9 protein-coding genes are annotated in these 12316 nt (G+C 61.9%); 4 read left to right on the top strand and 5 right to left on the bottom strand.

Annotated features, from left to right (window positions below):
• Positions 1-100: 100 nt before the first annotated feature.
• The gene (locus tag KI235_RS19725; RefSeq protein ID WP_003203497.1) at positions 101-550 is read left to right on the top strand and encodes a hypothetical protein; all 450 of its coding nucleotides are present in this window, start codon (positions 101-103) and stop codon (positions 548-550) included.
• Between the two features lie 71 nt (positions 551-621).
• Here the strand turns inward: KI235_RS19725 and KI235_RS19720 are convergent, their stop codons facing one another.
• Complete coding sequence (locus KI235_RS19720; protein ID WP_003203494.1) at positions 622-1305, bottom strand: response regulator; 684 nt, start codon at positions 1303-1305, stop codon at positions 622-624.
• A 2-nt stretch (positions 1306-1307) separates the two neighbouring features.
• Positions 1308-2726, bottom strand: a complete 1419-nt coding sequence (gene baeS / locus KI235_RS19715; RefSeq protein WP_003203492.1) for a sensor histidine kinase efflux regulator BaeS — start codon at positions 2724-2726, stop codon at positions 1308-1310.
• A 112-nt stretch (positions 2727-2838) separates the two neighbouring features.
• Here baeS and KI235_RS19710 point away from each other — a divergent pair, with 112 nt between their 5' ends.
• Genes KI235_RS19710 through KI235_RS19700 form a run of 3 tightly spaced genes read left to right on the top strand, consistent with a single transcriptional unit; the run spans position 2839 to position 8575 of the window.
• The gene (locus KI235_RS19710; RefSeq protein WP_038857587.1) at positions 2839-4032 is read left to right on the top strand and encodes an efflux RND transporter periplasmic adaptor subunit; all 1194 of its coding nucleotides are present in this window, start codon (positions 2839-2841) and stop codon (positions 4030-4032) included.
• A 2-nt stretch (positions 4033-4034) separates the two neighbouring features.
• Positions 4035-7181, top strand: a complete 3147-nt coding sequence (locus KI235_RS19705) for an efflux RND transporter permease subunit (RefSeq protein WP_013693750.1) — start codon at positions 4035-4037, stop codon at positions 7179-7181.
• Complete coding sequence (locus tag KI235_RS19700; protein WP_013693749.1) at positions 7178-8575, top strand: efflux transporter outer membrane subunit; 1398 nt, start codon at positions 7178-7180, stop codon at positions 8573-8575. The genes KI235_RS19705 and KI235_RS19700 overlap by 4 nt, the downstream gene beginning before the upstream one ends.
• Positions 8576-8819: 244 nt before the next feature.
• Here the strand turns inward: KI235_RS19700 and KI235_RS19695 are convergent, their stop codons facing one another.
• From KI235_RS19695 to KI235_RS19685, 3 genes are all read right to left on the bottom strand, one after another.
• Entirely contained in the window at positions 8820-9818 is a 999-nt protein-coding gene (locus KI235_RS19695) for a helix-turn-helix domain-containing protein (protein WP_003203486.1), read from the bottom strand.
• Between the two features lie 88 nt (positions 9819-9906).
• Complete coding sequence (locus KI235_RS19690) at positions 9907-11385, bottom strand: aldehyde dehydrogenase family protein (RefSeq protein ID WP_027911970.1); 1479 nt, start codon at positions 11383-11385, stop codon at positions 9907-9909.
• Positions 11386-11459: 74 nt separating this feature from the next.
• A complete protein-coding gene (locus KI235_RS19685) occupies positions 11460-12308 on the bottom strand; it encodes a VOC family protein (protein ID WP_003203482.1) in 849 nt (282 codons plus the stop codon).
• Positions 12309-12316 lie beyond the last annotated feature (8 nt).

Genomic DNA, 12316 nt, shown 5'->3' with positions numbered 1-12316 from the left:
ACGATATTACATTGGCTTGACGGCCCTGTACGCCCCGCCTCAGTAGACTTTGCGCTCAAACTTACTCAGCGTTTGCTGGTGTTTCAGCGTGGAGGTGCTCATGTTTCTGGTTCATAAGAAGGGTTTCGTTCCCGGCAAGAGAATGGTCGACGGTCTGGTGCCTTATGACTTCTTCTGCGAAGACAATCCGAGCCTTAACCTGTTCGTCTTCACCGGTTCCGCCACCCCGGGCAAGGTGGTCGAGGAACAGACACTCTGGGGATTTACCCGTCTTGAGCGTTTTGAAGCACTGAGCGGCACCTTGGTGTCGAACAAAAAGCAGGAAGGTTGGTTCCAGAAAGTCAATGTACTCACCGGCCCCGCCCAGAACGGCACGCAAGGCGTGAAGTTCCAGCGGGTGCTGAAAATCATCAAGCACACCGATGCAGCGAGCCGGGTCGCCAGCAAGGCCGACTACGAGATCCAGACAGACGAAGGCGACACCTATTTCACTCGCCGGCCTGCTGCGGGGGGTAGTGCGCAAACCATTATCTATTCGGCGGAACCCTAAGCCGCCGTTACCGAAAAAACGGATATGTACCCATCCTCCCTTTCACCATGACGCACCGTTTTAGCCACGCTTCAAACGTCAGCAAGCTGAAACCGATAACCCACCCCATACAACGACTCGATAGGATTCTCCGCCGGGCAGGCCTGCTCAAGCTTGCGCCGCAGATTACGGATATGGCTGTCAACCGTACGATCGGTAACCACCCGATGATCGGAATAGATCCGGTCGAGCAACTGATCCCGGGAAAACACCCGCCCGGGGGACTGGGCCAGCGTGCTGAGCAGGCGCAGTTCCAAGGGCGTCAGGTCCAGGGCGACGCCATCGAGTGACGCCTGGTAGCGGTCTTCATCAATCAGCAGGCGGGCTGGCGCGGTGACGAGTAGTTGCGGGCTGCGCCGCAGGATCGCCTTGACCCTGGCCACCACTTCACGCGGGCTGAAGGGCTTGCAGATGTAGTCGTCGGCCCCCAGGTCCAACCCGAGCAGGCGATCCACTTCCTCCACGCGGGCAGTGATCATGATGATTGGCACGGCACTGAAGCTGCGCAGCTCCTGGCAGACTTGCAGGCCGTCGCGCCCCGGCAGCATGAGGTCGAGCAGGATCAACCGTGGCTCGCTGGCCCGTACCGCCGGCACCACTTGAAGGCCATTGTCCAGGCATTGGGTCGCGTAGCCGGCGGCAATCAGGTAGTCGCGCATCAAAGCAGCCAGTTTGGGTTCGTCTTCGACAATAAGGATTGGGCTGTCAGGGGTCATGTTCAGGCATTCCGTGGCAGGCGCAGGGTCAGCCAAAGGCCGCCCAGCGGCGAGTGATCGGCGCTGAGGCTGCCGCCATGGGCCAGGGCGATGCTGTGACAGATGGCCAGTCCCAGGCCGGCGCCGCCACTGGCGCGATTGCGTGAGGTTTCGCCGCGGTAAAAGCGCTCGAACAGTCGCGGCAGTTGATCCGCATCGACCCCGGGGCCGGAGTCGAGAAAGTCGATGCGCACGACGTCGTCCTCGCTGGCGGCACGAATGCGCAGCACACCGCCTTCATCGGTATAGCGCACCGCGTTTTCCAACAGATTGCTGAACAGTTGTTGCAAACGCTTGGGGTCGGCTTCGACCTGCAGCGGTGTTGTCGGCAGTTCCAGCTCCAAACGCAGATGCCGGGCATTGCAGCGCTCCTGGAACATCGCCACGCAACCGTCCAGCAAGTCGTTGAGGTCGCATTCGCTCTTGCGGTAGGTCAGCGCGCCGACATCGGCCAGGGACAGTTCGTAGAGATCATCCACCAGTTTGCTGAGCATGCTGACTTCGCCTTGCAGCGATTTCATCGAGGAAGGGTCGAGGGTGCGCACGCCGTCTTCGATGGCTTCCAGCTCGCCGCGCAATACCGACAACGGGGTGCGCAGTTCGTGGGACACATCGGCCATGAATTCCCGGCGCATTTTTTCGTTGCGTTCCAGGGTATACGCCAGTTGGTTGAAGTCTCGGGCCAACTGACCGACTTCGTCATTGGAGGCCACCGACACGCGGTTGCTGTATTCCCCAGCGGCCAAGCGGTGCGTGGCGGCGGCCACCCGCTTGACCGGGTCAAGCAGGGTACGGGCGATCCACCAGGCAATCAGCATCGCCAACAGCAACGAGAGCACGCCCACGGCCAGGCTGGTGCGCACCAAATACTGACGAAAGCGTTCACCGCCAGCTTCGGTCACGTTCTGGAACGGCGTCACTGCCAGCCAGCCGACGGTTTTGCCGGCAACCTCGATCGGGCGCATCAGCGCGTCGTCGGCAATCGCCGAGTAGCCCATGACCAATTGCTTTTGTTGGTCGAGCAGGGCGATGCGAAACACAGCCCCGGTCAGGTCGGACATCGACATGGGCGGCCGTTCCGGGTAGGTGGTGTTTTCCCCCGGCTCCGGACGCAGGAGTTCGAACCAGCGATCCGGCTGGTTGCGCAGGAACTCCCAGTTGCCTTCGCGTTCGTAGGCACTGGCCAGGCGGGGTAGCACCGGCTTCATGCGCAACAGTGCCTGTTCGTTGAGGTAGTCGAGAAAACCGTTGCCAAAGCTCCAGCCGTTGGCCACCCCCATGCTCAGGATGACAAACAGCACGCTGGCCATGACGGCAATAAACAGCTTGGTGGAGATGCTCAGTTTCATGGGCTCGGGCAGTTCGATGAATGGCCCGACCATTTAGGCCCTGGTGCGATGAAGATTCAAGGGTGGCGGGCAATCTTCAATTTTCCTGCACATTTGCCTCGCAGTATGGCGCCTGGCTTGAACCATCCGTCCTGCAGAGGCATTTATGTCGACCAAATTATTCGCCAAATCCCTGGTGACCGCCGCCATCCTGGTGTGCTTGATCATTTTGTTCATGTTGGGCGGTTGCTCCGGCGAATCGGCACCCACGCCCGAACCGCCCAAGGTCTCGGTGATCACCGTGCAGCCGCAAAGCCAGGCGCTGACCACTGAGCTGGCCGGACGCACCCAGGCGTTCATGATCGCCGAGATACGCCCGCAGGTTGGCGGTATCGTCCAGCAGCGGTTGTTTGTCGAAGGGGCCGAGGTCAAGGCCGGACAGGCGCTGTATCAACTGGATGCTTCCTCTTACAAGGCCGCATTGGCTGAGGCCCAGGCGAACCTCGCCAAGGCACGCGCCACCTTGAAGTCGGCCCAGGCCACTGCCAAGCGTGACGCCCAGTTGGTAAAGATCGATGCCATCAGCCAGCAGGACAACGAGGATGCCCAGGCCAGCCTGCTGACCGCCGAAGCGGAAGTGCAAGTGGCCCAGGCCGATGTTGACACCGCACGCATCAACCTGGCGTATACCCGAATCAGTTCCCCCGTCAGTGGGCGCATCGAAACCTCGACGGTCACGCCCGGCGCGCTGGTGGTGGCCAACCAGGACAGCGCACTGACCACCGTGCAGCAGTTGGACCCGATGTATGTAGACGTCACTCAGTCGACCACCGAACTGTTGCGGCTCAAGCGCGACCTGGCCAGCGGTGTGCTGCAGAGCAATGGCGAAGGTGAAGCGCGGATCAGCCTCAAGCTCGATGACGGCAGCACCTATGCCCATGAAGGTCGCTTGAAGTTCAGTGGGGTCAGCGTCAATGAGGGCACGGGCACGGTGACCCTGCGGGCGCAAATCGCCAACCCGGACCGACTGTTGCTGCCGGGCATGTACGTGAGAGCGGTGCTGGAGCAGGCGCGGGATGACAAGGCCATCCTGATTCCACAGAAGGCGGTGACCCGCAGTGCCAGCGGTGCGACTTCGGTGCTGGTGGTGGTCAATGGCAAGGTCGAGCAGCGCATGTTGACCATCGACCGCGCCGTGGATAACCAATGGTGGGTCACGGCGGGGCTGAACGCGGGAGACCAGGTGATTGTCGAGGGCGGGCAAAAGGTCCGGGTCGGTGAAAGCGTCGTGGCACAGAACGCCGGCACCCGCAGCCGTACGCAGAAAGCGACGCCTGTTGCCATTGCGCAGGAGGGCTGAACATGGCGCGTTTCTTTATCGACCGGCCGATTTTCGCCTGGGTCATCGCCATCGTCATCATGCTCGCTGGCGCCTTGTCCATCAGCCAGTTGCCCTTGGAACAGTACCCGGACATCGCGCCGCCGACGGTGCGCATTTCCGCGACCTACACCGGCGCCTCGGCCAAGACCGTGGAAGACTCGGTGACCCAGGTCATCGAACAGCAAATGAAGGGCCTGGACAACCTGACCTACATGTCGGCCTCCAGCAGCTCGGATGGCAGCGCCAGCATCAGCCTGACCTTCACCGCCGGCACCAACCCGGACGTGGCCCAGATGCAAGTGCAGAACAAGCTGCAACAGGCCGAGTCGAGGCTGCCGCAGTCGGTGCAAAGCGAGGGGCTGACCGTGACCAAGGGCGGTTCGGACTTCCTGATGATTGCCGCCTTGGCCTCCGACAATCCGAGCGTCACCGGCACGCAGATCGGGGATTACATTTCCAGCACCTTGCTCGATTCCATCAGCCGCATCGACGGTGTCGGCGATGTGCAGACATTGGGCTCCGGCTATGCCATGCGCATCTGGCTGGACCCGGCCCTGCTGGAAAAATACGCGCTGATGCCTTCGGATGTCAGCACGGCCCTGGAGGCGCAGAACACCGAGGTTTCTGCCGGTCAACTCGGCGCCATGCCGGCGGTGAAGGGGCAGCAGTTGAACGCCACCATCAGCGCCCGCAGCAAGCTGCAAACCGTCGAGGAGTTTCGCAATGTGGTGGTCAAGTCTACCAGCGACGGTGCGGTGGTGCTGCTTGGGGATGTGGCGCGGGTTGAATTGGGTAGTGAAAGCTACGACGTCAGTTCTGCCCTCAACGGCAAACCCGCTGCCGCCATGGGCGTCCAGCTCGCCGCTGGGGCCAATGCCCTGAACGTCGGCGAGGCGGTGAAGGCCAAGCTCAAGGAGCTGGAACCGTTCTATCCGACGGAGATGCAACTCAAGAACGTGATTGCCTACGACACCACGCCCTTTGTCAGCCTGTCCATCGAAGAAGTGGTCAAGTCACTGGGCGAGGCGATTGTCCTGGTGGTGCTGATCATGTTCCTTTTCCTGCAGAACTTGCGGGCCACGTTGATCCCCGCGATCACGGTGCCGGTGGTGCTGCTGGGTACATTCGGCGTGCTGGCGCTGTTCGGTTATTCGATCAACACCCTGACCATGTTCGCCATGGTCCTGGCCATCGGCCTGTTGGTGGACGACGCGATTGTGGTGGTGGAGAACGTCGAGCGGGTAATGGGCGAGCAGGGGCTGTCGGCCCTGGACGCCACGCGCCAGTCGATGGATGAAATCACCAGCGCCCTGGTCGGCATCGCCCTGGTGCTCAGTGCGGTGTTCATTCCCATGGCGTTTTTTGGCGGCTCCACAGGCGTTATCTACCGGCAGTTTTCGGTCACCATCGTCTCGGCCATGGTGCTCTCGGTACTCGTCGCCATGACGCTGACGCCGGCATTGTGCGCGACCCTGCTCAAGCCGTCCGATGGTCAGGGCCATGGCGCTCAACGCGGATTCTTCGGTTGGTTCAACCGCACGTTCGAGCGGGCTGCCGAGGCCTATAAACGCCAGGTGGGGGGCATTTTGCAGCGCGGGCGCGTCGGCTGGCTGGTGTATGGGCTGGTGCTGCTGGTGATGGCCGCCGGTTATTTCAGCCTGCCGACTTCGTTCCTGCCTGACGAAGACCAGGGCATTCTCATGGCCCAGGTGCAGTTGCCAGTCGGGGCCACGGACAGCCGCACCCAAGCGGTGGTCAAGCAGTTCGAAAGCTACCTCCTCGAACAGCCGGAAGTCGAAGCGCTGATCAGCATTTCCGGCCTGGGCATGAACGGCAACAGCCAGAACAGCGCCCGTGCTTTTATCCGGCTCAAGGACTGGAGCGAGCGCACGGGCGCAGGGCAGGGTGCGGCGTCCTTCGCCCAGCGCGCGACCATGGCGCTGTCGAGCATCGGCGATGCCAATGTGTTCGTCATGCAACCGCCGGCCGTGCGCGGCCTGGGACAGACGTCCGGCTTCGACCTGCAACTCAAGGACCTTGCCGGCCTGGGGCATGATGCGCTGGTGGCGGCGCGGGAAAAACTCATCGAGCTGGCCAACCAGGACCCTCGCTTGCTCGGGGTACGCAGCAATGGCCTGGACGACGCACCGCAGCTCAAGGTCAGCATCGATGATCGCAAGGCCGGGGCCTTGGGCCTGAGCACCAGCGACATCAACACCACGTTGTCCACGGCGTTGGGCGGCACTTACGTCAATGACTTCCTCAACCAGGGGCGGGTGAAGAAGGTCTACGTCCAGGGTGAAGCTGCGGCGCGGATGCAGGCGGCTGACCTGGAGCACTGGTTCGTACGCAACAGCAACGATGAAATGGTGCCGTTTTCCTCGTTCGCCAGCAGTTCCTGGAGCTACGGCTCGCCGTTGCTGGAGCGCTACAACGGCAACGCCTCGCTGGAGGTGGTTGGCGATCCGGCGCCCGGCGTCAGTTCCGGGGACGCCATGGATGCGGTGGAAGCGCTGGTCAAGCAATTGCCGGAGGGCATCGGCTACGAGTGGACCGGGCAGTCCTATCAGTTGCGCCTTTCCGGTTCGCAGGCACCGTTGCTGTACGGGATTTCGGTGCTGTTCGTATTCCTCTGCCTCGCTGCGCTCTATGAGAGTTGGTCGGTGCCTTTTTCGGTGATGCTGGTGGTGCCGCTGGGGGTGGTGGGCGCGGTGCTGGCCACGCGTGTCAGTGGCTTGAGCAACGACGTGTACTTTCAGGTCGGGCTTTTGACCACCGTGGGATTGGCCGCCAAGAACGCCATTCTGATCGTCGAGTTCGCCAAGCACCTGCAAGAGCAGGGCAACAGCTTGCGCGAGGCGACATTGATCGCTGTGCGCCAACGCCTGCGGCCGATTCTCATGACGTCCCTGGCCTTCATGTTCGGCGTATTGCCCCTGGCCCTGAGTAGCGGTGCCGGTTCCGCCGGACGTCAGGCCATTGGTACCGGTGTGCTGGGCGGCATGTTGTCCGCCACGGTGTTGGGGATCTTCTTCGTTCCTTTGTTTTTCGTGCAGATTCGCCGGCGTTTCGGTCGCGTTTCCACGGCTTCGACCTCTGTTCCATCCGCCCAGTCAGGTGACGCATGATCAAGTTCCGCTGGCCATTGCTGGCCATCCTCACGCTGCTCGGTGGCTGCATGAATCTGGCGCCGCAGTATGAACGCCCTGAGGCGCCAGTCGCCGAGCAATGGCTGCCGGCCGCTAGCACGCCCAAGGGCCAGGTGAGCGCCGACATCGAGTGGCAAAGCTTCTTCACCGACAGCCGCCTGGCGCGCTTGCAGTCCCTGGCGCTGAGCAACAACCGCGACCTGCGCCTGGCGGTCCTGAACGTTGAAAAGGCCCAGGCGCAATACCGTATCCAGCGCGCCGAGTCCTTGCCTTCGATCGATGCCAGTGTCAGTGGCACTCACAGTCGCACGCCCGGCTCGTTGTCCAACACGGGCTCGGCGGCCACCACCCATGACTACAGTGCGCAACTGGGTTTGAGCAGTTATGAAGTGGACCTGTTTGGACGGGTGCAGAACCTCCAGGACGAAGCCCTGGAAGACTATCTGGCCCTGACCGAAACCCGACGCAGCACGCAGATCAGCCTGGTGGCCGAAGTGGCCACGGCCTGGCTGACCCTGGCGGCCGACAACGAGCGCCTGCACCTGGCCCAGGAAACCTTGCGCAGCCAGCAGGCGACCTACGAACTGACCCAACGCAGCCACGCCTTGGGCGGCTCCTCCGGTCTGTCCGTGGCCCAGGCGCAAACCACCGTGGAGTCGGCGCGGGTCGACGCGGCGGCGTATGAAAGCCAGATCCTGCAGGATCGCAACGCACTGCGCTTGCTGGTGGGCAGCGACATTCCCGAAGAGTTGTTGCCGGGCGCGTACCTGGAATCGGCCGCGGCGCTGGTGCAGGTGCCGGCAGAGCTGCCTTCCAGCCTGTTGCAACGACGCCCCGATGTGCTGGCCGCCGAGCATACGCTCAAGTCGGCCAATATCGACATCGGCGCCGCCCGTGCGGCGTTCTTTCCCAGCATCAGCCTGACGGCCAATGCCGGCTCCTCAAGCTCGGCCCTGTCCGGCCTGTTCAAGTCCGGCAGTGGCGCCTGGACATTTGCCCCGAGCATCAGCCTGCCGATCTTCGATGCCGGCAGTAACCGCGCGACGCTGGACTCGGCCAAGACCGAGCGCGAGATTCAGGTGCAGACCTATCAGCAAACACTGCAGAGCGCCTTCAAGGAAGTGGCCGATGCCCTGGCGGAGCGCAGCACGCTGGATCGCCGTATCGAGGCCCAACAGGCGTTGACCGACGCCAGTCGCAAGAGCTTCGAACTCTCCGACGCGTTATACCGTGGCGGTTCGCAAAGCTATCTCGAAGCCCTCGACGCCCAGCGTTCCCTGTACAGCGCGCAACAGGACCTGATCACCCTGCGCCTGACCGAGCAGAGCAACCGCGTGACGTTGTACAAGGTGATGGGCGGCGGCTGGAATTAAGGAACCCGCCCCTGTGGGAGCAAAGCTTGCTCGCGATAGCGTCAGCACATCCAACATCACGGCAGACTGACCCACCGCCATCGCGAGCAAGCTTTGCTCCCACAGGGGATCTGTGGTGAGCATCGGCCCCATGCCTCCCCGGAGCACCCCGTGGGAGCAAGCTCAGCTCCCACAGAAGATTTGTGGTGAGCACCGAATCCAGCTCCCACAGGGCAATGGTGAACCATAGGAATTGGAAACAGGCTCAAGCCGCTGTCGATTTTTCCCGGCTGTCACTCGCGGTGTCGCGGAACAGTCTGGGTGACATGCCGAACGTCGATTTGAAATGCCGGCTGAAGTGGGAACTGCTGCCATAGCCCCAGGCGTAGGCGATCTCGGTGAGCGAGCGGTGGGCATGTTCCCGGTTGCGCAGGTCTTCGGCGCAACGTGACAGGCGCCGCTGCCAGATGTATTCGCTGACACTGCACCCCAGTTCATCCTGGAAGGCGCGGTGCAGGCTGCGGACCGAGCACTGTTCGGCGTTGGCGATGCGTTCGATGGTCAGGTCGCGGTCGGCCAGGTGGCGCTCGATGTACGCCTTGAGGCGGTTCTGCTTGAAGAAGCGGAAGTCGTGTTCGAGTTGCTTTTCTTCCTGTTTGTTCTTCAGCGCGTTATCCAGCAGCCCGGTGATGCTGTCACCGATCAGCCCGGCCGAATGGTTGTTCAGCAAGGGATATTGATTGTAGGCATCGCTGATCAGGTGCATGAGCATCCGCCCCAGTCCATTGCGACCGTTAAGGTGCATGTCGCCGGTTTGCGCCAGTTGCCCGGATGCACCCTGGAACAGCAGGATGAAGTGTTCGCAACCTTGCGTGCTGGTCACATTGAAAGGTTTGCCGCAGTCGACCAGGAGCATTTCGTCAGGGGCCAGTACGCTGCTTTGCTGGCCCTGCTCGAAATGACTGACACCAGCCACCTGCATGATCAACATGCGCGGCGTATCGAGGGCGTCGACCGCCTTGCTCAGGTGGCGCGAATATCGATGGGCGCTGGCGGTCATTCGACAGAAACGCAACTGGCCCAGGTCCCCGTACTCCAGCCGACCCTGGAAGTTGCTCTCATGCAACGGGTCGATGAACGTCGATTCCAGCCGTTTTATATAGTCCGGCGTACGCCCCAGGTGATCGCTCATGAACTCTTTCCATTTCATCAGGCGGTCGGAGCGAACAACCTGATCGGTGGACACGCAGGCTAAATGGTTCATTTTTCGCCTCTATTTATTATTGTTTTCTGACGGATCGGGCAAAGGGGTCGATTTGCCCGATCCGGGCCTGATCAAGGGTGCCAAAGACTCAGAACGGGTAGTGATGGCCTCCGGGCTGCCAGGTCACCCAATGGGCACGGGTAAACTCATCCAGGGCATAGTGACCGTTGAAGCGACCGAGGCCGGAATTCTTTTCACCACCGAACGGGGCATTGGGCTGGTCATCGACGGTGATGTCGTTGATATGGGTCATGCCCGCCACAATGCCACGGGCGAAGTTCAAGCCACGGGCCATGTCCCGGGTGAACACGGCGCTGGACAGGCCATACTCGCTGGCGTTCGCCAACGCCAATGCATGGGTTTCGTTTTCTGCGACCAGCAGCGGCAGCAGGGGGCCGAACGTCTCATCGCGGGCTAGTTCCTGATCGGCTCCCACTTCACCGAACACATGGGCAGGTAGCACCAGCCCGGATGCCGGGCCGCCGCAAAGCTGCTTGAGGCCAGCACTCCGGGCGCCGTCGAGCTTACGCAGCAGGCCATCGAGCTGGCTCTGATTGACCACTGGCCCGATCACCGTGTCGGCCTTGGTCGGATCACCAATCTTGAGGTTGCGCACGCGCTCCACCACCAGCGCTGCGAAATCGGCATACAGCGAGCGGTCGACGATCACCCGGTTGACGCTCATGCAGATCTGGCCCTGGTGCAGGAAACGCCCGACCACCGCGGCGTGTGCCGCAATTTCGATATCGGCGTCATCCAGCACCACCAGCGGCGCGTTGCCGCCCAGTTCCAGGGCCACGCGCTTGATGTGTTTGCCTCCGGTGGCAATACGGCCGACATTGCGCCCCACATCCGTCGAACCGGTGAAGGAAATCAGGCTCGGCACCGGGTGCTCGACGAAGGCATCGCCGATTTCCGAGCCTGCGCCGACCACGACGTTGAGCGAACCCTCGGGGAAGCCGGCTTCTTCGAACAGGTGGGCGATCAGTAGGCCGCCGGTCACCGCTGTGTCGCTGGCGGGCTTGAGCACAATCGTGTTGCCCAGGGCGAGTGCCGGCACCACCGAGCGCATGCTCAGGTACAGCGGGAAATTCCATGGGCTGATCACGCCCACCACACCCAAGGGCTCACGGAAGACAAAACTCTGTTCGCCGGGCTTGTAGCTGGTCAGGATCCGACCTTCTACCTGCATCGGCATCGTCGTGCATTCGCGCACCAGGTTCAGCGTGAATTGCCATTCCATGCTCGCCTTGATCCGGGTGCTGCCGGACTCGTGGATCAGCCAGTCGATGATTTCTTCGCGGCGGTTCTGGATGACCTGGGCGAGCTTTTCAAGTTGTGCGCCGCGCTGGGTGGGGTGCAGCTGTGCCCACGCTGCCTGCGCCTGCTGCGCTGCCTGATAGGCGTCGTCGAGATCGGCAATCGAGGCCAGGGGCATCTCCAGCAGCTGTTCGTCGTTGAAAGGGTTGCGGTCGTCCAGGCGGCGTGCGGAGCGCCCTGCACGCCAGGTGCCGTTGATGTATTGGTCGCCGTTGATGGCGTAGGGCACGAGCGGTTGAGTCGTCATGGTCTTTTACCTTTGGAGGCAGGTGGTCGCCTCGTTTAGAAATCAAGGGTGCAAACGCCGATGGGGAAAATTGCTCAGCTCCTGATCCAGGCGCGGCCCCAGGAATTGAGTGTGTATTCCTCCTGTGCCCAGACACCGGGCTGGCGGCTGGCATCGGTGACTTCGAGCTCAGCCGAGAACTCCAGGCGGTTGCGATCGGCATCGACCACCATGAAGAACAGGTTGTTGCCCGGCCCATGTCGGCCGGGCCCGAAGAAAATGGTGATGCGCTCCTTGGCGAAACGATCGCCCCAGTCGCGGATGTCATTCCATTCGTTGGTTTCGTAACAGTGGTGGTCCCACTCGTTTTTCGAACCGCGGAAAAATGCCAAGGTGTGGTGCTCGTCGTCCGAGCGCAGGAAGCACGTCATCAGTTGGCCGGTCTGCTCATCCACGACATTGTCCGAAACAGTGAAGCCCACCGTGTTGACGTAGAAATCGATCATGGCTTCCAGCTCTGTGGTCTGGAACACCACATGTTGCAAGCGGCCGGGCATGCCTTGGCCGGAGGCCTGGAGAGCGGGGTGAGCGACGCCAAATATCGTTTGCCGGCCCTGGGGATCACGGATCAGGAAAGCCCCCGTTTCGAGCAGCGGCGAGTCGACCTCTTCGATGACGCAGCCGTTGCCGAGCAGGCGAACCCGCAGTGATTGCAGTCGAGGCTGACTGCCCAGGTCGAACGCCGCCGCGAGCAGGCCGCTGTGGTCGGCGGGAGACACGAGCATGGCGCGTTGCGGGCCGCTGAGCATCCAGCTGCCATCGGCTTGCGCCTGGCTGTCCATGTCCAGCATCCGTCGATAGAAATCGATTTGCCGTTGCGCGTCCTTGCTCGCCAGGTGCAGGTAGCACAGGCGTGCAGGTGTGGAAGTCTGGAGTGTTTGCATAACCACCT

Source organism: Pseudomonas sp. St386, from assembly GCF_018325865.1.
In the GTDB taxonomy this organism is placed as follows: domain Bacteria; phylum Pseudomonadota; class Gammaproteobacteria; order Pseudomonadales; family Pseudomonadaceae; genus Aquipseudomonas; species Aquipseudomonas brassicacearum.
Note: the sequence above shows the minus strand (reverse complement) of the source record. Positions and strands in the feature narration are given on the sequence as shown.